Source organism: Crocinitomix algicola, from assembly GCF_001661595.2.
GTDB classification, from domain to species: domain Bacteria; phylum Bacteroidota; class Bacteroidia; order Flavobacteriales_D; family Crocinitomicaceae; genus Crocinitomix; species Crocinitomix algicola.
Genome location: NZ_LYPF02000019.1, coordinates 50,938 through 75,424, shown reverse-complemented (window position 1 = coordinate 75,424; position 24,487 = coordinate 50,938). Strand labels below are relative to the sequence as shown.

Below are 24,487 nucleotides of genomic sequence, written 5' to 3'. Positions count from 1 at the left end.
CTCTTTATGCTTTTAAAAAATCTAATTTTCTTCTTTGGGATTAAGTATCGCTTCACGCGCACCTTCGACCCTTTTTTTCTTTCCGTTATCCTTATTCGGATTTATTTCAACATCTTTTTCTTTGGATCTAAATATATTTAAAAAAGCTTGTAATAGCTTAAATTCCTCTGCTGTATTGAAAGATTCGGAGTAATGTAAACCAACACCTTGAGTGAAAGGTCCATTTTCAGCTTCACTTCCTTGATTTGAAGTGTTAAAAACATTCACCGTAAAAGTTCCGTCATCGTTTAATCGATATTCAATAATTACATCTCCAATAATTCCTCCTGAATGTTGTTCGTCTCCTGAAACTACACCTAAACTTGTTTTTATTGAAATCTTTTCCCCTACTTTCGTTTCTAAATCCACAGCAGTAGATCCATTGTCAAGTACAGCTGCAATCTCATAATTATCGCCAATATTATCTAAAATTGCATTGATTTGATCTTGAGCAAAATCTATGGCTGCATCACCCGATGCTCCACCTTGACCATTAGTTGAAATAAATTTGTTTAAAGCTACAATCGAGAAAAATTGTTTATTCAACTCATCCTGATCCGCCGCGATTGATTTTAATGCTGCTTGACCTAAAGAACCAGCAGACGCTGAAGAAATAGCAAAACTAATCGTTGGGCTCATCAAAGTATTGCCCATATTAATTGTCGCCGTTACACTTTCTTTTTTCTCACTATCCCCTTCCAACCCTATCGGCAATATTGGGGCAAATGAAACATCGGTTTTATAATCTGCAAAAATATTTATATCTGCATCATAAGGAGAAATATTCCATTTTAAACTACTTCCATTACGAATGATAAAGTCTTTATTGACTAGCCCCTTAACACGCATGAAATACATTCCTTTTTGAATCGTATAATTACCAAACATTTTCATTTCACCAAACTCATCCATATTTAAAGATATAGCACCTTCTCCAGCATCGACGACTATTTGATCCTCATAAATGGGGTCAAAAACAATTGTCGCTTTTGTCTCTTTGGTAATATTGAAGTTTAAGTCCATCACCAAACCAGAAGATTCTAGCTGTGCTGCTTTTGCGCCATCATCGGTTGTATATCTTGGTGGAACTACCGAATCATAAACGATAAACGAAGACTCTTCAAGATTACCCGATCCGTACATTGCCAGCTTTAAGTCGGTACCCGGTTGTGTTGTTACATTCACTCCAATTTCAGTTAATTCAGTCGAACCATTTACGAATACATCACCAGACACGTAGGCTTTCCCATAATACAAATCACCGTCTTTATATTTTGTATTCATTGCTAAAAAACGCTTAGATGATTTATCAGAGGACATGTCTAGGTGAATATCGTATTTCCAGTCTGACCAATTTTTATGTCGAATATCCATCGCTGTGATTGCCTTATGACCTTCTTCATCTGTTAATTTTAATGATTTTGTACTAAAGCCTTTTTCTCCAAAATTAATTGGCCCATCCAGCCCAAACTTTACATTAAACATTGGCACAAGAACTTTAGCTGCAATAACGTTTAAACCACCTTTAATTTGAGGACTTGCAACTTCTCCTTTTATGGTTAATTTACCGTTTAAAATTCCTTCAATTTCGCGGTACAATTCAGGGTCTTCAAAAGCGTTTAGGAAGCTAATGTCCGTATTATCAAAATTTAACTCTAAATCGAGGTTGTCTTTTTCTTCTTCTGTTAAATAACTTCCCGAAATTTTAAACGTTTCAATACCTTCTCTTTTGAGGTTTCCATTAAGTTCGATACTATTTTTTTCTTTATTCCACTTATTATCCACCAGTAAATCTCCAACAAGCTCATTTTTAACTTCAAGATCAGCAATATGTGAAAGCGCCATGAACTTTACATTATCGTAGAGATCCGAAACACCTCCTTCAACATTTAAAATTCCACCTAACCCGAGATCTTCACCTAACATACCATTCAAATCCGCCAGATCAAAATCCCTCACTTGTACATACAACCAATCTTTTGGATTTTTTGAAACACGACCGGATAAATCGATAAATTGATTTTTATTCGCTATTCTAAAGTCTGAAACCTCTACAATTTCTTCATTAAACAGAATTGATGAACTCGGGTTGATATTCCATTTATGTGATTTTAAGAAAAAGAAAGAAGGATTAAACTCTGTTAAAACATTATGCGCACTGTCAATTTCAGTGGTAAAAGCGAAAAGTGCTGGTTCGACATCCCCCATTGCATCCCAACCAACGTTTGTGGAAAATTTATTATCTTTTAAATATGAGAATATAGCCGCATAGCGAACACCTAGACTATCCTGTACATATACTTCACCAGCTTCGTACTGCATATTAGCTCGTAAACTATCAAAATAGTTTGTTAAGTGAAGGTCTACTAATTTCATATCTCCATAGGTTACAAGATCGGAAGTCAATTCAATTTTCATTTTTAATTTTTCCAAACTATAATCCGCCTCTAATTTGGTTCCTTTAGCCACATACAAAGTAGAGTCTATGTATGGCATAAATGGGTTAATATCTTTAAGATTGACATTAAGATTAAAATGTTTATTGTTAGACTCTATAATATCGACATCCTCGATCATATTATCGGCCACCCGCGCTAATTGATGTTGAATTGACGGCCAAATATCACCTAAGTCAAACTTTCCGGATAGATCCAAATCGACAAAATCGGAATTCAGGTAAACCCTGTCTAAAGAATCACTTCTATCAATCTGTAAGTACAAACTATCCAATGAAATATCCGTTCCAATCGATGAGTCCATATAATCAAAACCACGTATTGCAACTTTTCCTCTTATGTTTTCTAAACTATTTCCCTTTATTTTCACCTCAATTTTCGAAGATTTTAATCGATCCACAATTCCATCCTCTCTGAAATTCAGCTCCGCCAGCTTAGCACTATCAATCCTCACGTCAAACTCAAATGTCATATCATCTTTTAAGTCCATCCAGCCATCATAAGTTAGGGCTAAGTTGTCATCATCAATTTTAACTTCTCCATCAAATACATTATTGGTGAACTCCCCTTTGGTAATTATGATATCATGGTATTCATAACCGTTTAACTCAAAAGATTCAAATCGTCCAGAAAACAAGACTAATAAATCATCCAGCGAAAACCCTTTAGAACCTTTTTTAACGGACAACCAACCTGTCGTTTTTCCCAACATCGTGTTATCTGTTAATGCCCCAAGGTCTAAATTTGTCACTTGAATATCTCGATTTTGTCCATCCTCTTTTACCGAACTATAATAATAGATATTTGAAACTGGATCTTTTTTAAATTTCAATCCATATTCAGTCGTCACATTCCCCAACCCAGAACTTATATTACCATCTACCTGAAAATTATTTAACGACCCTGTAAAATGTCCACCTTCAATTCGAATATTCTCTGCTTGTTTCATAGACGCAGGCAGAACTAAATAATCTTGATTCGATAAAAATGGTGTCAGTTTAATTCTCTCTATATCCTCAATTGAAGTTTGAAATAAATCTAATTTTTCATTAAAAATGGCAGATTCTGGATCATCCAGATTAGGTATTTGAAAATCTCCTTGAATTTTTGTGGACTGTAAAAGTGAAATATCAGTTTGAGCAAGTCGCATTCCATAAACCGGACCTGAAACATTTATATTATGAATATTAACTATGGTATTCATTCCTCGAATTGTTGGAACGAAATAAGCAATATCTGCTAGATCAATTTGAGTATTTATAATTTTACTATCAAAAACGACTTTATGAACAAAATCACTAAAATCCTCTGCTCCATTTGGAGTTTTGAGATTTAAGAAATCGGCACGTAAAACAGAATTACTCAATGCTAGCTCTAGGTTCTCCAAGCCAATTATTTTAGCGTTATATAAGAGGTCTACTGTTAAATTGGTTAAGGCTAATCCACTTTGTTCCTTAAATTTTAAATTTTCAATGCGAGTAATGATATTTTCATTTTCGAAACTAAAGTCAGAAAATCGACCATAAAGATGCTGAATATTAAGATCCGAATAATCAATTCCGAAAGGCAAAGGATCTTCATTTTGGTCTTGATATCTGAAATTTACATCATTTAAGTTTACCGCTTCTACACGAACCGCAAAGGGAGAACTTTCGGTTGTATCTTTTTCTTCACTGGCGAAATAATCTATTAAATGTTGAAAATTGAATGTCGTGTCATTTTTATATTTTCGGATATTGGCAACTGTTTTATTTAAGGTAACATCCTGCACTTCTACAAAAGATTCGCTCAGACTAAATCCACCAACGTTAACGCGAATAGATTCTGAAAATAGAAGCGTATCTTTAATTTTATCTTCAATGTACACCCCTTCAATATCTACTTTATCAAAAAAAATGACGTCTACTTTATCAATACGCACCTCTGTATCCAACTCATTCGATAGAAAAGAAGCAAGATTTTGTGCTAAATAAGTTTGAAACCAGGACGTTCGAATAAAGAAGGCCACTAAAATTAAAATCAAGATGATTAACTCGATCAAAATGTGAATTGACCGACCAAATCCTTTCAGTATTTTACTTAGCTTTGCGATTTCAAATAATTTTTGATAAAAATAGTCAATTGAACGATAATGAAGTCATAATTTTAGGAATAGAATCATCTTGTGATGATACCTCTGCTGCTATTTTAAAAAACGGCAGGATTCTATCCAATGTAGTCGCCAATCAAAAGGTTCATGAGAAATTTGGTGGCGTAGTCCCAGAATTAGCTTCTCGTGCTCATCAACAAAATATAATCCCGGTTGTGGAGACCGCAATACAAGAAGCTGGAATTCAAAAAAACAACCTTTCTGGGATTGCATTTACTCAAGGCCCAGGACTATTAGGTTCGTTGGTTGTAGGAACGAGTTTTGCCAAGAGTTTCGCAATGGGATTAGGGATACCGATGATGGCAGTCAATCATATGCAAGGTCACATTTTGGCACATTTTATAAAAGGTGATCAAACAGAACAACCCCAATTTCCATTCATTTGTATGACCGTATCAGGTGGACATACGCAACTTGTTTTAGTGAGAAACTATTTCGACATGGAAATTATAGGGCAAACCATGGATGACGCAGCCGGGGAAGCCTTTGACAAAGCGGCTAAAATTATGGGCTTACCCTATCCTGGAGGACCGTTGATTGACAAATATGCTAAAAGCGGGGACCCTAGAAAATTTGAATTCCCCACTTCAAATATACCTGATTTCAATTTTTCTTTCAGTGGATTAAAAACAAGTATACTTTACTTCCTGCAAAAGGAGATGAAGAAAAATGATCAATTCATTAAAGAGAATTTAGCTGACATCTGTGCATCCTATCAGCATACAATAATTAAAACGCTATTCAAAAAACTAATAAAAGCCTGTCGTAAACACAATATTACAGATGTAGCAATTGCAGGCGGTGTTTCTGCAAACTCTTTATTGCGCAGCGAATTGGAGCGAATTGGTAAAAAGGAAGGTTGGCGAACCTTTATTCCATCATTTGAATACTGTACTGACAATGCAGGTATGATAGCAATTGCTGGATACTATAAATTCTTAGAAGGACAATTCGCAACACAAGATATCACCCCGAATGCCCGGTTAAAATTTTAAGAGAGGGCAATTTAAATTTACAACGCTATCGAAGAAGTTTTAAGACCGAATTTCTCTTCAGCCATTTCTGAGATATACTCCCCTATTGCTAAAGAAGCTGTTGCAGCTGGTGAAGGCGCATTGAGAACATGTATACTATCGTCAGTGTGTTCTATTCTAAAATCATCCCTTGTATCACCATCCTCACTCAACAATAGCGCGCGCACCCCTGAGCGTCCAGGTTTAATGTCATCCATTTCCAGTGAAGGAATCATTGTTTGTAGTGTTTTTAAGAATAACCGTTTTGAAAAAGCACGTCTATACTCATTAATACCAAATTTGACATTTCCAAAAAACAATTTCCATGTACCTTTATAAGATAATGCATCAACAGTATCTTTCAAACTAAAGTCAGTTTTACCATAACCTTCTCGTTTAAAAGTAAATACTGCATTGGGTCCACATTCGGTTTCACCATTTGTCATTCTTGTAAAATGCACCCCTAAAAAAGGAAAGTCGGGGTTTGGAACAGGGTAAATAAGATGTTTTACTTTGTGTTTGGCTTGCTCCGTTAGTTCATAATAATCACCCCTAAATCCAACTACTTTTTCTTTTAAGTTAACTTGATCTTTTTTCGCCATTCTATCCGCCTGTAATCCTGCACAAAAAATAATCTTTTTTGCAAAAGCTAATTGGTGCTCCATCACTATTTCCTTGTGATTAGATTTATCGTTAATGGCAATAACCATTTCACCTAAAATAAGTTTTGATTTAGGTTGCTTACCTAATGCAACTTCCACCATTTTATTGGTTGCTCCAACAAAATCAATAATTCCAGTACAAGGCACATGGATACCGCCTATACTTTCAACAAAAGGCTCAATATCTTTTACTTGTTCCGCTGAAATTTTTTCAATTCCTTCTGTATTATTTGCAATACCGTTATTGAAAATTTTATCCATAAAAGGCAACTCTGCTTCTTTTGTCGCAACAACTACCTTTCCACAAACATCATGAGCAACGCCATATTCTTTAGCAAAAGCTACCAATTCATGCCTACCTTTTACGCAATTTTTAGCCTTTAAAGAACCTGGTTTATAATAGAGACCGGAGTGAATAACGCCTGAGTTATGACCAGTTTGATGGTTCGCCAATTTATCTTCTTTCTCAATTAAAAGAATTTTCAAATCTGGGTTTCTTAATTGCAATTTATAAAGCGTAGCAGCTCCAATAATACCACCACCAACAATTGCAACGTCAAATATTTCTTTATTTTCCAATTTCAGTTAAATTTGATGCAAAACTAATGAAAGATACGCTTTGAACACAGGAGATTCCAAAAAAATAAATTCTGTATACTTTCAAAACCTGGATGCCGGACGTTTTATTGCTGCATTTTCAGTCTTTTTATTACATTTTTCCAATGATTTAAAGGGGTTATTTCCAAAAATAAATGAGTCGATTATTTTTAAAGGTTTTTATCTTTTTACAAGTAAAGGAAGTTTAGGTGTTAACTTTTTTTTTGTGCTAAGTGGTTTTTTGATCACTTTCCTAATCTTAAAGGAGAAATCTGATACTGGAATTTTTCACGTTGGCAAGTTTTTAATTAGGCGAACTTTACGAATTTGGCCGCTTTATTTTATTGTCGGTGGAATTGGTTTCGGTTTGTTTCCTGTGCTTTTTGATGATTTCCATACCGCTCATCAACCAATTAATTATTTTCTTTTTTTAGCCAATTTTGATGAAATTTGGTATGGATTTAATGATTCAATTAACTTTTTAACTGCTCCGTGGTCAGTTGCTGTTGAGGAGCAATTTTACTTGTTTTGGGGATTATTGCTCTACGTCCTATTCTATTTAAAAAAAATAAACTTACCAATAGTCATACTTTTCCTATATCTAATTTCTTTTTTGTTTCGCTATTATTACTGGGAAAATGAAGTCATTATTTATCACCACACCTTATCTGTTTGTCAGGATATATTAACCGGTTCTTTTATTGGATGGGCTGTTTTCAATCAAAAAAATTGGGTCACTCAACTTCAACAACTAAATCGCAAAAAATTGTATTTAATTTATGTCATCGGAGTACTTATAATTCTTGGTAAAAATAAGATTTTCACCGGTGAGTTAATTATTTTTCAAAGGTTTATATTCTCTTTATTTTTTGCATTTATAATTCTTGATCAAATCGGTGGTAAAAACTCATTTTTTAAGTTGGGGCGGTTAAAATTATTGAATCATTTAGGAAAGTTATCCTATGGTATTTATATGTATCATTTAGTGGTGATGTATCTTATTGTACGTTTTGTGCCGTTTAACGAATTCAGTATTTTTTCAGCAATTTTGATATACGGGCTATTAAGTATTTCAGGTACCTATCTCATGTCTTATTTTAGTTACAAATTTGTTGAATCGAAATTTCTATCTTTGAAACCAAAGAATTCTAAATGAAAAAAAGCATCTTCTTTCTCTTGTTAATTATGTTTTATGCGGCTGTTGGCCTAGCTCAAAACGACACCATTCAAATCACATCTATAAAAACCATCGACCCTACCCCATTTAAAGTACCTCAGCAAAAAATAAATGCCCCGTTTTACCAAAGAGCTATTGGACCATTATTTTTGGCTGCTATTAGCATTGATTTGATGCGTGATTCTATAAAATATGATCTCCAACCGCGTTTCCGGTCCGTTGTAAAAGACTCTTTTCGAACACATGTTGATGATTGGATTCACTATGCGCCTGTACTCACCATGTATACGGCGGATTTATTAAATGTCCCTGCTAAAAACACAGTTTGGAACCAAACCAAATTTCTGATTATTTCTGAAGCCATTACCTCTGGGATAGTTTGGAGTTTAAAAGTAGGGTTAGGCATTCAAAGACCGAATAATGGAGGTTATACAGCTTATCCTTCTGGACACACTTCACAAGCATTTGTGCAAAGTCAAGTTTTATTCAACGAATTTAGGGAAACAGCACCTTTGTTAGCATCCAGTGGTTTTTTATTTTCAATTTCCACGGGTGCCCTACGTGTTTTGAACAACAGACATTGGGTTCCTGATGTACTATTAGGAGCAGGAATTGGTATGTTAGTAACCAATGCAGTGTACTATTTTGAGCCCTTAAAAAACTGGAACCCTTTCCACAAGAAAAAAAACAAGCACTCACAACTTGATGTAACTTTTGCACCTAGAATTGGAAGCTCGTTTTTGGGGGGACATCTAAACTTCAAGTTTTAAAGCACTAATTCTTTAAACTTTTCACTATATTTAGGATTAAGCGTAGTTCATGAGTAGTCAATCAACATACAAGATAGAATTTGATAATCTAAAAGTTAAGATTATTAATAAAAATTTTGTAGAACTGTATTACCCTGAGGAAGTTGACGTTAATATGGAAACAGTCCTAAAACTAGATCAAATTATTTTTGAAAAAACTGAAGGAAATAAATTTTATTTGTTCTGTAGTTTTGAAAACAGTTACGGTTCAATGGTATCTGATGCGCAAAAATTTCTGGCTCGGGAAGCAAGAACGGTGAAACAAATTAAAGCAAATGCGATAGTGATTAATAATTTACCGATTCGTCTGCTTGTTAAATTTTACATTCGGTTTTATCGTCCAATTTATGCTACAAAAATATTCTCAAATGCTAAGAGTGCACGCATGTGGTTAACCGAAAAATACGCTCACGAACATTATAACAACTCTTCTGATTTAGCTAAAGCTCAATAAATAAAATGAAAATTAATCTAAACAAGTTCGAAGTAAAATCTTTCGGAGTTTGCAACCTTTCAATTATTCCTATTCGTAAAACGCCGAGTGATGAAGCTGAAATTGTAACACAAATGCACTTTGGCGATAATGTTCGCATTCTTGAAAAGCAACTTCCTTGGCTTAAAGTTAGTTTTCCAGCTGATGATTACGAAGGTTGGTTAGATTTTAAACAGTTGACTTATTTAAATGAGGAACAAAATAATAAGTATTTGGATCAAGAATTCATTTATGTGAAGGACCCACTTTTAAGGCTAACAGGACCAAGAGGTGTTCAAAACATCATGCTTGGAGCTAAAATCCCTCTCACAGAAAATGAGAGTTTTATACTTGGGGAAGAAGTTTATACGTTATCTGTAAAACCCAATAACTTTAAGCAAAACCTCATTGAAACTGCGATGGGTTACCTCAACACTCCTTACCTCTGGGGAGGTAAATCTATTTTTGGAATTGATTGTTCAGGATTAGTACAAACTGTTTTCAAAGTGCATAATATTTTTTTAAGTCGTGATGCATCAACACAAGTAAAGGAAGGTCTTCATGTGCCTTTTAATGATCGAAAAGCAGGTGATGTACCCTTCTTTATAAACAAAAATGGAAAAGTTCATCATGTAGGAATATTGACTTCTAAAGATGAAATATTGCACGCTTCTGGAGCAGTTCGATTAGACAATTTTAATGAAAAAGGCATTTATCGAAAAGATTTTGATAAAATCACCCATCAACTTTTAGAGATTCGAAGATTTACCGCATAGACTAAGGCCTATAAACCGGCTTTTCTTCAACGACTTTTGGAACAAGGTAATATTGCTTTAATCCGGTTTTATCACTAAAAGAAATCAATGCCTGCTCGTTTGAAATATCAACTGGGCACTCAATAAATTTATGATTTGCCATAAGTTTAAATTTAGCTTGAAAGACTTTATATCCTGAACGCACTTTTTCTGTTAGTTTTTGATGATATCCTCTAAAATAAACGCTGTCTAAAGTGATGTCATTAAGTTCTCCTTCATATGCTAAAACTAATAGCATTTCTTTGTCCCCCTCTTTATCACCGGGGTAAATCATTTTATAAAAAGGTTTTACAAAATCAATAGGTAAATTATCAACTACTTTTATTTGACTATGAATGGCGCAACTCACAAAAACACCCCCCAAAATTAACCCTAATAAATACCTCATTCAATAATTATTTTTATGACTGATTTTTCATTTTCAGCAATTTGGACGGCTAAAAAATAAGTGCCTGTTGCCAAATCTGTGGTCACATTTACAGTCGCACTGTTCGTCTCTGACTTTTCATAAACTACTTTACCATCAGCAGAATAAATTTTTAGGTCAATGTTCTTATAATTTCTATTCAATTGAATTGAAAATTCGCCAGTTGAAGGATTGGGATAAATAGTTATAAAACGTTCAACTTCTTCTCCCGTGCGTAGTCCAGCAATGTTAAAGCAATCTGATGTATCTGAGCAAACCCCATCATCAATAATAACCGCGTAACTCCCATTTTCAACAGGACTAAATAGTTGTTCTGTTGCACCAACCACAAAAGCATAATCTTCGTTACAATCAACCCATTGGTACGATACATCCGGCAACGTCGCCTCAAGAGAAAATCCATCCTGCTCTACAGTTGTGGGTAAATCATAATAAGATAAAGTCAATGTAACAATCGAATCGCACCCATGAATAGTTTCAAATAATTCTGTATACACACCTTCCGCAGTCAACGTTTGTGTCCCAAATTCTAGCTCATCCCCTTTACAAATCTCCTTTGTTTCAAAGGCTTCTATGTTGGGATGAACAATAACTGCTTCAAACAAGTAATCGACTGCTGATATTTCACCTTCCCATGCCTCAATACTCAAATTATACGCTCCTGCCGGTAGTAACAATGAATCAATGAATTTATCAGAAGAAAATATCACCCCGTCCCCCATAAAATCCCAATCTATTGCGTCAATTGGTGAACCTGTATATTCAAAATAAATCATTTTCCCTTCGCAAATTTCATGCTCAGAAATCGTGTAATCTAAATTAATTAAAGGTTTGATAAAAATTGTATAATCTTCCACTTCTCCATCAAATCCTTCTTCACATGGATCCGCATCAGATGGATATTTTGCTGAAACTCTCATTCTTGTTTTACCCAAATGAGCATCTTCAGGCACCGTAATTTCTAAAGGAGATAAACTTGTTGCCCCATCAACTTCGTCATTCGCAGTTCCTAAATCATAAGATTCTCCCGGATCTGTAAAATCTCCATCCCTATTCCAATCTATCCATGCATTAGAGTGTATCGTATAGGGACCATCCGTATTGAGATTTACCGATAAATCATATGTCATTGTTTGATACAAATTAGCTGTATCTAAATCCACATAACTCGTATATGGCGCTAACTTGCCAGAAGAATTATCTAGATCGTTTAACGTAACTCGTGTTACTGCCGTTTCCCAAGACATGTTACCATGGCTTGTACAATATTCAAATGGTTGAACAGTATACATAAATTTGTATGTTTCCGAATACTCGGTAAATTCACCTACCGCCTTTACTTTAAAGAATACCTTTGTGCCAACAGGAAAACTTGGAATTGGGTCTTCAGCTACCCAAGTTGTATCCTCAGTGTTTATCATGGGTATGGTATTTTCAAAGGTTGGTTCATCAATTGACCATAGGACCTCTGCGTGATCTAATTCATAATCATAAGTAATAATTGAGGTCACATATTGCTCAGAACCTTCTGCTGGAGTAGTAAAAGTAGGCGGATTTGTTATATCCGTTTTAAGAATTGTAGGATAGGCTGTTCGGCCATTAAGTGTAAATTCCCATACACCTCTGCCCCATGTCGCTGTTCTTAAGGTATTTGAACCATATACAATATCCAACTCATAATTCATACAATTTGGCAAATCCTCATTGTATAACTCCCATTCTTCTTCCTCCATTTCCTTTACATAAACTCCGATTTCGCCTGCCAGATAAATATTTCTATTGTTATCATGATCAATCACCGCACCACGTATTGGCATATCCTCTAGATTAGCCGTTATATTTTCCCATGTTTCACCTAAATCGTGTGTTATAAATACTTTTTGGCCATCAATTTGATAACGATTATAAGTAACCACAACGGTACTATCAAATCTAGGGTCAAAAGCAATGTCTGTGATAGCATAAGGAGGCAATTCTCCTTGAATATCTGTAAATGTCACGCCACCATCATCCGATAATTCGATATCTTGACCTCTAGAGACAATTATTAATTGTGAATTATTTTCTGCAATTGCTGCTTCTTGAATTTCTCCGCCAAAACTTGGCGACCCTTTTACCTCCCAGGAATTTCCATAATCTGTACTTTTGTGAACATCTACACCGAAATGATAAACGGTCATATGGTCATTTGGATCAAATGCCATAGGAGCAACCCATGCAGAAGAGTGATCTGGAGGAGAAACATTTGTTTGTGTCTGACCTCGATCCAATGTTCTTCTTCTTCCGCCATATTGGTAACTCGAAATCATCCAGTCTTCATTGAGGGGGTGAATGATGGCTTCCATACCGTCTGCACCAGCAAACTCAATCCATCCACTTTCCAGTTTAATACTCGTTCCATTGTCTTGAGACCCTACCATCGTAATGTATTGATTGGATTGACTTACTCCTAAAGTATAATTCTCACGTATTCCAACATCATCACATAATCTTTGCCACGATATCCCATTGTCGCTACTCTTGGCTAAATAACCATCTGTAGCCAAATAAAAATTACCATCAATACATTCGGCCGAACGCATATCAGCGTGCACATATTGGTCACCGTCAAAAGGAGCCGCCCATAAGCCCCACCATGTAACTTGATCAAAACTGATTCCTCCATTATTTGAAGCAAAAGCATCAATTCCCCCATAAGTCATGAACATAGTATCGACATCACTTATTGCAAAACCTTCGCTACTCATATCAGGATTGGCACGAAATTCAAAATTCAATCCTTTATCATAAGAAATCCATAGTCCATTTCCAGATCCGAAATAAAGGCAGTCTTCACAAATTGGACTGACATCAAGATGAACATTCGTATTATTATCATTGCCAATAATTTCCGCCGAACCTGAAAAAGTAATCCCCTGATCTGTAGAGCGTAGCACCTTATTTTTATTTGGTCCCCAATAGTAATAATCATAAATATAGATAATCGAATTATCGACAGGATGAAATTCTATTTCAGAAATACTCCCACTTGTTACTTTGGACCATGTTGCTAGGTTATCTTCTGACCGATACAATCCATCACTCGCCGCAATAAAAATTAAATCACTGACTCTGGGGTGATAGGCAATTTGATTTATGCGAAAATTACTCCCTAAGCCGCCTTTATCAAGCGTCATAGGATTAAAATTCGATTCGAACCAAGAGTCTCCTCCGTCAGTCGAACGATACAACCCATGTGTATAGCCATTACCTGCATTTCTCAAATTGATAAGAATTGAATCTGAATTGGTAGGTGAAACTGTCATTGTATTTACACCAGAAGCAAATAAAAAATCGGTGGAACCGCCTTCCCATGAATCTCCTCCATTAGTTGACTTCCAAAAACCTCCACTTCTCGATCCCATATAAATTAAATCCTCATCGTCAGGATGAACATAAAAACACTCAACTCTGCCTAATCCAGGAGCATAATGTCCGGTTATACTGTCAACGGTTATAGGACCTACTTCTTCCCATCCATCCTCAAAAAGTAAGCTTAAATGTTCGCTTGAACTAGAATTTTCAATAAACTTTTGATATGATTTTTGTAGAAAATACGGATCTTCTGAAGAACGATTTCCACTGGGATAGTACTTGGATTCGTTATGATACTTCCACCTTTGATACCCTTTGTACCCGGAACCTTTAGCGTGTTTATCAATTGTTTCAAAATACGCATCTGCAACAGCGCAAACTTCATAGAAGTTCACTGAATTATCCAATATTAGTTCTTTATACGATTGCTGCGTTAAACTCTGCTTTGGAAAAGAAAGAATAAACAATAAGAATAATTGTAACAGTTGTTTCATGCGTTGCGTTTAGTGGACAATTTAATAATTATCATCTGATTATCAATCATAATAGCCAAAGTACTTAACAGATAACAAGATGAAATCTTGATAAACACTAATTTATTTAGTATATTACTTTAAAAATTAGCTATATGGGTGCAGGAGGTTCTATCTCAGCAATGATTTCTTCATTAAAAAATAATAAAATTCCAACAAGAGAGCGGTCGAGTCCTACATATAAAGCAAAAATGGGGCAACCTCTGATCTTTAAAAACAAAATGAATTCGACTGAATTAAAACAATTCAGCAGTCATTTAAAAGCTCAAAAAAGGAAAAAAACTATCACCACCATTGTCATAACGGTAATCGTGTTTTCATTACTCTTTGGTATCTCGCATGAATATCTGTTATAGACTTTTCTTTTATAGGAATTACTATTTTTGTGTGGTTTGGTCTTGACATAAATTCATGAAGCAATTTTATTACCTCATCCATATTCAGTATTTAGGATTTCGATTTCACGGTTGGCAAAAACAACCCAAACATAAAACAGTTCATTTAATGATTGATAAAACTGTAAAATTTGTCTTGGGAGATCAACCTTTTAAAACATTGGGAACGAGCAGGACAGATGCCAGAGTTTCCGCTGAACATAGTGCTTTTGAATTGTTTTTGGATGAACCAATTGATCAAGCATGGTTTCTAGCAGCGTTTAATTCAAATTTACCTTCAGATATAAGAGCGCTATCCATAGAAGAAGTAGATGAAAAATTCAACATTATAAACACTGCGAAAACTAAGGAATATTTGTATTTATTCACTTTTGGTGAAAAGCCTCATCCATTTACCGCATCAATCATGACTTATTTCAAAGGTAAGTTAGCGCTAGAAAAAATGCAGGAAGGAGCTAAAATATTTGAAGGAAAGCATAATTTTAAACGTTATTGCACAAAACCCGCCGAACATACAAATTTAATTCGAGAAATAATACATTGCAGTATTGAGCAAAACAGCATTTATACCGCTAACTTTTTCCCCAATGAATCCTATATTCTAAAAATACAATCGAAAGGATTTTTACGTTATCAAGTCCGACTTATTATGGCGGAGCTGGTTAATTTAGGTAGGGGAAAAACAACAATTGATAAAATTAAAGACCACCTGAAAGGAATTGAACCTGTTGAATTGATGGAAACTATTGCTCCTGGGTCGGGGTTAATTTTAAATGAAATCAAATTTGATAAATAAAGATCGGATTATGATCAAAATGCAAAAATTAGCCCTATTTAAGCATGAAATAGTTTTAGCAAGTTTACTAATTCTATTGTTCGGGCAATTATTTATCCCTGTAAAATGGCATAGCTTCATCCAACCCTTTTTATTTGCGCAAACATTTATTGCAGGAATATTCTTATTCTACACTCAAAAAACATGGCGAACATTGTTCCTTCTGTGTTTTTCATTGGTATTAGCTACAGAAGTGTTGAGAATCTTTATCGAAATACCGCTACTTCGTTCCATTAACAGTTTATTATACATTTTCTTTTTTATCAGTATTTCAGTTGAAACTTATCGGCAAATTTTTAACACAAAAAAAGTAGGGTTAAGTATGATAATTGCTGTATTTTCAGGCTTTATATTACTTTGTTTTATTGCTTCACTTCTCTTCTTAATTATCGAAAATCAAACACCGTTTTCATTTTCTAATCTTGGATCGAATGAAGAAAAATTTCAAAACATCAACTATTTTAGTTTTATCACTGCTTTAACTATTGGGTATGGTGATATAGTTCCACTTACACAGCAAGCTAAGAAAGCGGTAATGCTAGTTTCTTTATTAGGAAACTTTTATAGTGTATTTGTAACAGGCACTGTAATTGGAAAATACATCAACAAAAAAAGCAATGGCGAATAATCATTTACCGGGTCCTCATCGTAAAATCATTCATATTGATATGGATGCGTTTTTTGCTTCAGTTGAACAATTAGACAACCCTGAACTTCGAGGGAAACCAATTGCGGTTGGTGGTAGTGAAGATCGCGGAGTAGTTGCTGCAGCGAGCTATGAAGCCAGAAAGTATGGCGTAAGATCAGCCATGTCTAGTGCACTTGCAAAGAAAAAATGTCCAGATTTAATCTTCGTAAAACACAATTTTAAGAGATATAAAGCGGTGTCGAGGCAAGTGCGTGAAATTTTCAATTATTATACAGATTTGGTTGAACCCCTTTCAATAGATGAAGCTTTCTTAGATGTGACTGCTAACCAGCACGGTCATGAATCTGCAACTGAGATAGCATCAGAAATCAGACAGAAAATATTTGAGCAGACTAAATTAACTGCTTCAGCAGGTATTTCCATTAATAAATTTATGGCCAAAATTGCGAGTGATATCAATAAACCAAATGGTCAAATGACAATTAAACCGCATGAAGTACTTCTGTTTTTAGAGCGATTACCTATTTCCAAATTTTATGGTGTTGGAAAGGTTACTGCAGAGAAAATGAACAGTTGGGGTATTTATAATGGATATCAACTCAAACAACATTCGCTTGAATTTCTGGTTCAAACCTTTGGTAAATCGGGACAGCATTTTTACAATATTGTTCGCGGAATTCATAATAGTCCAGTTCAGCCAGATCGAATAAGAAAATCTGTCGGAACGGAAAGAACTTTTGCAAAAAATTTAGTCCATCAAGATGACATTGTTAGCTCTTTATTTAAAATTTCGACGACAACTGCCGATCGTTTATGTCAAAATAACTCAAAGGGAAAAACGATTACACTCAAAATTAAGTATAATGATTTTAGCGTTCAAACAAGGAGTAAAACCATTCAGAATTTCACTCAAAGCAAAGAACTTATTTATGAAAACATCATCGAATTACTTAATCAAAAAGCGCTGAATTTACCTGTTCGACTATTAGGGGTTACTGTTTCTAATTTAGAAATAGAAGAAGAAAGAAATTTACAGACAAATCATCAATTAAAATTAAGTTTTTAATCTTTCAATTTCCGCTTGTAGATTCGCCAATTTATGTTGTTTTTTGCGAAAATTTTCTTCATTCGGATGTAAGAACTTATGCGCATTTAACTGCACTAATTTATTCGATAATTGGACAATTTTAGCTGTCTTTTCATTAAAGTAGGATGCTGAAAATTTTTCCATCACATAATCTACTGCTTGAGCATTAGGGTGAATCAAGTCTTGCTCAAAAAAACGATAATCTCTTAAGTCATCTAATACCAACTCGTAGGAGGGAAAATAACTAATCTCCTGAAATGATTTTTCTAAATAATCGGTCAATAATAATAAAGTAGATTTACTGATGTTGTTCTCATGCAAGCCGTTTTTAACATGTCTTACAGGACTGACTGTCAAAACAATATTCAAACCGGGATTAAATTCAAGCAGTCGTTTAAATAAGTCTATAAATATACTCTTTAGCTGCTCAAGTTTGAGACCTATTTTTTGAAAATGAAATTGAGGGATTTTATGACAATTTGCTACAATTTCCTGAGTATTCAGTTCCTTATAAACCCATGTCGTTCCAAATGTAATAACGAGAAAATCAGTCTCCTTAATGTTTTTTACAAACTGTTTTTGAATATTTTGAATATTTTCGAGTAATTCCTTTTTATTCGAACCGAAAACGCTCGAGTGAAAATCGTAATGAAAATGAAGACCATCCCTTTCTACAAACAATTTGTCATTTTCATGATGATCTAATGCATTATGAATGTTTTTTGAGATTGAAAGAGGATTAAATAAAATGCCAAAAGGGTTATGAACAGTATGAAATCCACCTTTTTCTAAAAAGGAATAAAGATGATTTGCAAAGCATGAGCCAATTGTCATTATTCGGTGGCTATGCTGGATATCTTTATCCTGCTTCCCTATTATTACTTCTGTTCTAAATTTCATATTTCGTCACTCTTTAAACCAAAACTTGACAAAATTGTTGATTCAAATTGATGAGGATCGTTCAGCATTATTAACTTCTTTTGCGTGATCAATAAAACATGGTTCACCTGAGATTCCAATCCTTGGATATCGTGAGTTGAATACAATATCAGTTTTCGTTGTTCAGTCGCAATCCTTTTAATGAGTGCTTTCAGTTTGAACCGATTCACAAGATCCAAAAATGCTCCAGGTTCATCTAATAGAATAACCTTAGTTTCTTGGGCAAGTGCTTTTCCTATCATTATTAATTGTTTTTCACCATCACTTAAAGAGCTAAACTCGAGATCAGCAATTGATGCTAGGTCAAGTTCTTCTATTATTTGATTTACTATACGAAGGTCATCTTTCTTTGTTTTTGCAAAAACATTTTGATACGGCAACCTTCCTAATAACAAAACATCTCTCCCACTATGATTTCCAAAGATATTATTCTTTGCGTGTACAATAGAAATTTCTTTCGCTAATTCATTTCGTGTATACGCATTAATAGGCTTATCATTGAGCATAATTTTTCCTTCAAACTCCTTATGCAATCCGGTGGCTGTTTTCAATAGAGTAGATTTTCCAACTCCATTTCGACCAACTAACGCAATAACTCCTCCTTTCAGTTCGAAATCTTGCGATTCGAAAAGAAGACGTCCCCCTACTTTTATTTTTAAATCTTTAAATGCTAACATTTTTACGATTTAAGTTTATAATTACCCAAATAATTATGGGAGCACCTATTATTGCAGTGACGGTATTTAAAGGTAATGCGTTACTTGACATTCGTACAGTAAAATCGGCTAAGATTGCTAAAAAGCCTCCTCCTAGAAAAACCAAGGGTAAGACAATTGCATGATTTTTTGACTTAACGAGAACACGAATAAACTGAGGAACGGCAATTCCTATAAACCCAACAGGACCGCAATAGACAGTTACAATTGATGCTAAAACCCCTGTGATTAAGATAATTAAGTTACGAGTTTGTTTAATATTAATTCCAAGTGAGGCAGCGGCATTATTCCCAGCTACAAGAGCGTTCAGAGGTTTAATCAATAAAAACGTCAAAATAAATCCAAATCCAATGATACTCGTAAATAGCCCCACTTCAAAAGAAGAAAGCCCTTCAAAACTACCCAAACTCCATACATTATAATCCCTGGTCTCTGTTTTATCAGCCCATAGAATAAGCACATTTATAAAAGCCGATGTAAAATATCCGAACATTATACCTGCCACTAAAAGGGTGACTGAATTTTGGATAAAGCGAGCAATAATTAGGAGTAAAAATAAAACCCCTAGAGCACCTACAAGTCCAGCAATTACAATACCAATATTTCCCCAAGTTGAACCAAAACTTGCTCCGCCTAGAACGATAATAGCTACTCCTAAAGAAGCTCCAGAGGTTATCCCTAGAACACCTGGACCGGCCAATGGATTACGAAAAAAAACCTGCAAAATTAATCCCGATACACCCAAGGCTCCACCGGCAAAAACTGCAACAATAGAACGATTTAGTCTATTTTCAATAATGTAAGACCACGAAGGATTATCTACAGCTCCACCAGACAATAATTTGATGACATCGTGCAATCCAATTGCAACATCTCCATTTAAAATATTTAACAAGCACAACAATATTACCCCGCAAAACAGAATGATCAAGAGAAATATATCATTTTTCCACTGTTTCATCTTCAAAAACTTACTGCTACTTTAATCGTTTAAAATAAACTGGAGTGTGATACTCAATTTGTTTTGTCGCATATAGCAAATCTTTAAGGATTATTTGGGGCTCAATAATACCTTTTGCAAAATAATCAACATCTGCTGTATTGCAAAATATGACCTGCTGGTTTTTAACCGACTTAAACGTTTTATAAACAGGAGACTCACTCAACAGGTCATTTAATGAAAAATTAGGTTTACGATTTGCGATAATAATCCAATAGTCAGCTTTGGTACCGACATCCCAAATAGCCTCTTTTGAAAATACCTCATTCTCTGTACCTCCGGCTTCTTTGAAATAATAGGAAATTCCAACATCCTCAACCATCCGTACACCAACTGATTGGGCTGAAGGCATAAACCATTGATCTTGAAAAGGTAAGTTCATAATAAAACTTTTCTCAATGGGCTTCACTTGTCGCTTTAAAGCTTCATATTCCTCATGGATTTTATCAAAATAAAAGTTCGCTTCTTCCGCTCGATTAAGTAGTAAACCAAATAACTTTATCCATTCTAAACGTGCAATTTGAGTTTCTTCTAAGTATTCTCCAATAAGCAAAGTATTTATTCCCTTTTCCTTATAATTATTATCTTGAGAACGTCCAAAAGGGTAGATTAAGAATAAGTCAGGATTTGCCTCTAATAATGCTTCATCCTGTATCTGGTCCGTCAAACATAATTCAACCACGCCGTTCGAAACCAATTCAGCTTTTAGACTATCTTGATTTACAAACTTAATTCCACAAAGTGCTTTCACCATATCCAACGCTTTGAAAGCATCAAAAAAAGCTAAGTAAGTTGAGGATTGACAAGCAAATTCAGTTTTCTCGGCTGTAAGTCTTTTAACGTCTTTGGGCAGATTATTATTTAAATCAGTTATTAAAAACAAGCTATCCTTAAACTGTGAATTACTGGAATGAGATTGGGTTGTAATTTTGATATACCCCTGGTGATAAGATACCTCAAACCCCTTGGCGTACTTTACCTCCACTCTATCTTCAGCAGTAAATACATTCTCCTCAACTGACGTTTTATCTTGGTGTTCGACACAAGAAATTAATAGGAAGCAAATGCTTAAAAAAAAGATATTCTTCATGCTATATTGTTTCCTATTTTAACTGTTTCATCGAGCACCATTCGCCAATCTTTCCATTCCCCTAAATTGTTGATAGAGCTATTATGCCAGATAAAAGAAAATACTCCACCAACTTCCTTTACTTCATTTATAAGCTGTTTAACCTCTTGAATAGCCTGATTAGGATTATATTTTAAATAATCTTTCAATGCGCTATCCATATACATGAACGGAAAAAGTTTTAGGGGTTTAGCATTGTTTTCTTTCAAATCAAAAAAATAGAAAGGAAAGGCTGTTCCAGCTTTAAAACCTATTTGATCAGCAAATCCAACTGAATAATCCTCTTCGATACCTATATCACATAGCACTTGATAAGTATGTGGTAATTGAACGCGCATAAAATGTTGACGGCTCGCTGTTATATTATGTCCCGTAATTTCAACTAGCCGTTTTTTTTCTTCAGCTACTTTTGATCGCTTCAAAAATGAAGCATAAGATGGATGAATTCCGACCTCACCTTCTAAATTTAATCCTCGGATTAACGAGCCGTATGCATTATTTTCCCAATGAATATTTTTATCATAAGGACCATAATCACCAAGTAGAACAAAACAGTATATACCATCAGTTTTTGTGGCAATATCACGTATGACATCGTATGTATCGTAAGGATCTTTTCGAATACCCGCTCCTACTTTAATTCGATCTATTAATTGCCCCCCTTTAATTGCCGCCCCAATCGAGCGAACAAACGATCGTTGCTTATATGCCCAGGCAATATCAATATCAAAAGTTGGTAAAAATGAATAATTCTCACGAATCGGTTCATAGTCTAATTCTAAATCATTCCATAAGTCTTGAACAAGACGATCAACTACAGCTGTTTTATTGAGTTTTAATCGTACAAGTGATGAATGTGAGCTTGGCACTCTACCGTGCTGATCAACATCCTCACAGAAATAATCTTCATATTGAGTTAAAAAATAGAAAATCAACCCAAGATGGTCTTCAACACCATCTAGTAATAAACAATTATTAACACGTTCAATTTGTTTATTAGGGTATATTTCGCTTTCAAACAAAATTCCTTCAGGTCTAATTTGTTTGGCTGATTCAATTGGCAAACCGGAATAATTAAGGTGTTTACCTTTAAGTAACTGCCAATCATCAACCGAACTCATCAGCTGATAGTCAGCCCCTTTAGATTTAAAGCAAAAATCAAGGACATAAGTTAACCGTGTCGTGATATGTTCAGCGAATATTTTTAGCAACGAATTTGATTTAATATTTCTTGGCAAATAAACTCTGCTGCTTTACCATCACCAAATAGATTTGGATATGTTAAATTTTGATTTTTATATAACTGTTCAAAAGCCCTATGAATTTTATTTTTATCGGCATCACAACAAATGGCATTACCATTCTTAACGATCTCAATCCATTCGGTTTCCGGTCGAAGAATAATGCACGGTTTTTGAAAAAAGAACGCTTCCTTTTGTACTCCCCCACTATCCGTAATCACGAAATCAGCATTTTTTTCTAAGGCGATAACGTCTAAAAATGAAACTGGTGGTATAATTTTAATGAACGCTGAATTTTTAATCTTACCGAGCAATTCTACTGATAAGTTAACATCCATCATTTTTTTTGTTCTTGGATGCAATGGCAGAACAATTGGCGTTTGACTCTTTGAGCCTATTTCTAACAATGCCTCAAAAATTGCGGTTAACCGTTTTGGATCATCAGTATTATCATTTCTATGAACTGTCGATAAAATAAAAGGCTTATCCGTCAAATCTAGTTCTTGAATCAAAGAAGATTTATCATCTGACACTTTCGAAAAGTACAAGGAATTATCATACATTATGTCACCACAATGGTATACTTTAGGGTGGTCAATATCAACTTTTATGGCGTCATCCTGCCTAAAACCCTCTCGTTTTAAGTTCTCAACACCTTGTTTAGTCGGTGAAAATAGCAATGTTGAAAGATGATCGCATAAAATCCGATTTTGTTCTTCTGGCATTCGCTTATTAAAAGATCTCAAACCTGCCTCAATATGCACTACCGGTATGTATATTTTTGATGCTGCTAAACCTCCAGCAACAGTTGAATTTGTGTCACCATAAACAACCAAGGCATCTGGCTTTTCTTCTAGTAAAATTTTCTCAATTCCTGCTAACATTTTCGCCGTTTGCGCACCGTGACTACCTGAACCAACATTTAAGTTATAGTGAGGTCTAGGGATGTTTAATTCATCAAAAAAAACAGCCGACATATTTTCATCGTAATGTTGTCCTGTATGTACGATAATTTCTTCTAATTCATCAGAATATTTTTCTCTAACAGCCCTGCTGATAGCAGCTGATTTTATAATCTGAGGTCGAGCACCTATTATGGTAATTATTTTCATTTTTCTTAAATTCTAAACAAATATAAGATTTCATAACTTCCTAGGTAAGCTGTGCATAGAAAAAACAAAGGATTCGAACAAAATTAAAAGACACCTTCATCGGCAAAACTATAATAACCATCATCAGTTATAATTAAATGATCGAGTACAGGAAGATCAATCATGTTTCCAAAAGATTTCATTTTTTTGGTTAATTCAAGATCCGCTCGACTAGGTGTGAGATTTCCTGATGGATGATTATGGCAAAGAATTATAGCAGATGCGGTTTGCTCAAGTGCTTTCTTAAAAACAATTTTACCATCAACAATCGTTCCGCTTATCCCTCCTTTCGAAATTAATTCAATTGATTTTACTTTATTCGCTCTGTTTAGGATAACAATATAAAACTCTTCATGATTTAGATCTAAAAACCGTTCTCGTACATATTCGAAAATATCCCTTGAAGATCGAATTTGAACGTCTTTACTTCTTGTTGTATTTTGCTTTCTACGTCCCAATTCAAGTGCTGCAGCAATACTAACAGCTTTTGCCATACCTATGCCTTTAAACTTCATCAAATCATGGATGCTCAATCTTGCCAAACGATCTAAATTATTTTCAACGGATTCAAGAATCTCACGACTTAATTCAACGGCTGACTTTTCACTCGAGCCCGAACCTATTAAAATTGCGATGATTTCACTCGTTGATAGTGTTGAACGACCATTTTCTATTAATTTTTCGCGTGGTCGATCGTCCTTTGACAAATCTTTTATTGAAAGTGATTTTGGGTTAATCATACTTAAAGATATCAAATAAAATTTTAGCTCCAATCATTTTTTTTAATCATAAACAGAAAATTAAACTAAGAATATCTTTATTTTTGAATTAAGAATGACAAG

Annotated in this window: 20 protein-coding genes; 9 read left to right on the top strand and 11 right to left on the bottom strand. The window is 34.6% G+C overall.

The window, feature by feature from the left end; all coding sequences use genetic code 11:
- Positions 1 to 21 precede the first annotated feature (21 nt).
- Positions 22 to 4,518 carry a translocation/assembly module TamB domain-containing protein gene (locus tag A8143_RS12670; protein ID WP_139134350.1) on the bottom strand — a complete coding sequence of 1,499 codons (4,497 nt, stop codon included), beginning with the start codon at positions 4,516 to 4,518 and terminating at the stop codon, positions 22 to 24.
- A 98-nt stretch (positions 4,519 to 4,616) separates the two neighbouring features.
- Here A8143_RS12670 and tsaD point away from each other — a divergent pair, with 98 nt between their 5' ends.
- Complete coding sequence (gene tsaD / locus A8143_RS12665; RefSeq protein WP_070138342.1) at positions 4,617 to 5,639, top strand: tRNA (adenosine(37)-N6)-threonylcarbamoyltransferase complex transferase subunit TsaD; 1,023 nt, start codon at positions 4,617 to 4,619, stop codon at positions 5,637 to 5,639.
- Between the two features lie 17 nt (positions 5,640 to 5,656).
- Here the strand turns inward: tsaD and lhgO are convergent, their stop codons facing one another.
- Positions 5,657 to 6,898, bottom strand: a complete 1,242-nt coding sequence (gene lhgO / locus A8143_RS12660; RefSeq protein WP_083261373.1) for an L-2-hydroxyglutarate oxidase — start codon at positions 6,896 to 6,898, stop codon at positions 5,657 to 5,659.
- Between the two features lie 40 nt (positions 6,899 to 6,938).
- Here lhgO and A8143_RS12655 point away from each other — a divergent pair, with 40 nt between their 5' ends.
- The 4 genes from A8143_RS12655 to A8143_RS12640 are packed head-to-tail and all read left to right on the top strand — an operon-like array spanning position 6,939 to position 10,150.
- Positions 6,939 to 8,072: an acyltransferase family protein gene (locus tag A8143_RS12655; RefSeq protein ID WP_070138282.1), complete on the top strand. Its 1,134-nt coding sequence runs from the start codon at positions 6,939 to 6,941 to the stop codon at positions 8,070 to 8,072.
- Positions 8,069 to 8,863 (top strand): phosphatase PAP2 family protein, encoded by a 795-nt coding sequence (locus tag A8143_RS12650; RefSeq protein ID WP_070138281.1) that lies wholly within the window; start codon positions 8,069 to 8,071, stop codon positions 8,861 to 8,863. Before A8143_RS12655 ends, A8143_RS12650 begins: the two co-directional genes overlap by 4 nt.
- Positions 8,864 to 8,912: 49 nt before the next feature.
- The gene (locus A8143_RS12645; protein ID WP_070138280.1) at positions 8,913 to 9,356 is read left to right on the top strand and encodes a DUF7793 family protein; all 444 of its coding nucleotides are present in this window, start codon (positions 8,913 to 8,915) and stop codon (positions 9,354 to 9,356) included.
- Between the two features lie 5 nt (positions 9,357 to 9,361).
- Positions 9,362 to 10,150 (top strand): C40 family peptidase, encoded by a 789-nt coding sequence (locus A8143_RS12640; protein WP_070138279.1) that lies wholly within the window; start codon positions 9,362 to 9,364, stop codon positions 10,148 to 10,150.
- Position 10,151: 1 nt separating this feature from the next.
- Here the strand turns inward: A8143_RS12640 and A8143_RS12635 are convergent, their stop codons facing one another.
- Positions 10,152 to 10,577 carry a hypothetical protein gene (locus tag A8143_RS12635; protein ID WP_070138278.1) on the bottom strand — a complete coding sequence of 142 codons (426 nt, stop codon included), beginning with the start codon at positions 10,575 to 10,577 and terminating at the stop codon, positions 10,152 to 10,154.
- Complete coding sequence (locus A8143_RS12630) at positions 10,574 to 14,464, bottom strand: GEVED domain-containing protein (RefSeq protein ID WP_070138277.1); 3,891 nt, start codon at positions 14,462 to 14,464, stop codon at positions 10,574 to 10,576. The genes A8143_RS12635 and A8143_RS12630 overlap by 4 nt, the downstream gene beginning before the upstream one ends.
- A 134-nt stretch (positions 14,465 to 14,598) precedes the next feature.
- Here A8143_RS12630 and A8143_RS12625 point away from each other — a divergent pair, with 134 nt between their 5' ends.
- From A8143_RS12625 to dinB, 4 genes are read left to right on the top strand one after another with little or no spacing between them, the layout of a single operon-like run.
- The gene (locus A8143_RS12625) at positions 14,599 to 14,859 is read left to right on the top strand and encodes a hypothetical protein (RefSeq protein WP_070138276.1); all 261 of its coding nucleotides are present in this window, start codon (positions 14,599 to 14,601) and stop codon (positions 14,857 to 14,859) included.
- A 55-nt stretch (positions 14,860 to 14,914) separates the two neighbouring features.
- Positions 14,915 to 15,694 (top strand): tRNA pseudouridine synthase A, encoded by a 780-nt coding sequence (locus A8143_RS12620; protein ID WP_070138275.1) that lies wholly within the window; start codon positions 14,915 to 14,917, stop codon positions 15,692 to 15,694.
- Between the two features lie 10 nt (positions 15,695 to 15,704).
- Positions 15,705 to 16,361 (top strand): ion channel, encoded by a 657-nt coding sequence (locus A8143_RS12615; protein ID WP_217494809.1) that lies wholly within the window; start codon positions 15,705 to 15,707, stop codon positions 16,359 to 16,361.
- Positions 16,351 to 17,448 carry a DNA polymerase IV gene (gene dinB, locus A8143_RS12610; RefSeq protein WP_070138340.1) on the top strand — a complete coding sequence of 366 codons (1,098 nt, stop codon included), beginning with the start codon at positions 16,351 to 16,353 and terminating at the stop codon, positions 17,446 to 17,448. The genes A8143_RS12615 and dinB overlap by 11 nt, the downstream gene beginning before the upstream one ends.
- Here dinB and A8143_RS12605 read toward each other — a convergent pair.
- From A8143_RS12605 to radC, 7 genes are all read right to left on the bottom strand, one after another.
- Positions 17,437 to 18,369, bottom strand: coding sequence for a GSCFA domain-containing protein (locus tag A8143_RS12605; protein ID WP_070138273.1), 933 nt, complete (start codon positions 18,367 to 18,369; stop codon positions 17,437 to 17,439). The two genes, dinB and A8143_RS12605, sit on opposite strands and share 12 nt — an antisense overlap.
- Entirely contained in the window at positions 18,366 to 19,085 is a 720-nt protein-coding gene (locus A8143_RS12600; protein WP_070138272.1) for an ABC transporter ATP-binding protein, read from the bottom strand. Before A8143_RS12600 ends, A8143_RS12605 begins: the two co-directional genes overlap by 4 nt.
- Entirely contained in the window at positions 19,072 to 20,085 is a 1,014-nt protein-coding gene (locus A8143_RS12595; protein WP_070138271.1) for an iron ABC transporter permease, read from the bottom strand. Before A8143_RS12595 ends, A8143_RS12600 begins: the two co-directional genes overlap by 14 nt.
- A 16-nt stretch (positions 20,086 to 20,101) precedes the next feature.
- A complete protein-coding gene (locus A8143_RS12590; protein ID WP_070138270.1) occupies positions 20,102 to 21,214 on the bottom strand; it encodes an ABC transporter substrate-binding protein in 1,113 nt (370 codons plus the stop codon).
- Entirely contained in the window at positions 21,211 to 22,464 is a 1,254-nt protein-coding gene (locus A8143_RS12585) for a polysaccharide deacetylase family protein (RefSeq protein ID WP_139134349.1), read from the bottom strand. The genes A8143_RS12590 and A8143_RS12585 overlap by 4 nt, the downstream gene beginning before the upstream one ends.
- Positions 22,458 to 23,606: a non-hydrolyzing UDP-N-acetylglucosamine 2-epimerase gene (gene wecB / locus A8143_RS12580; protein WP_070138268.1), complete on the bottom strand. Its 1,149-nt coding sequence runs from the start codon at positions 23,604 to 23,606 to the stop codon at positions 22,458 to 22,460. Before wecB ends, A8143_RS12585 begins: the two co-directional genes overlap by 7 nt.
- A gap of 83 nt (positions 23,607 to 23,689) precedes the next feature.
- Positions 23,690 to 24,385: a RadC family protein gene (radC, locus tag A8143_RS12575; RefSeq protein ID WP_070138267.1), complete on the bottom strand. Its 696-nt coding sequence runs from the start codon at positions 24,383 to 24,385 to the stop codon at positions 23,690 to 23,692.
- Positions 24,386 to 24,487: the final 102 nt, after the last annotated feature.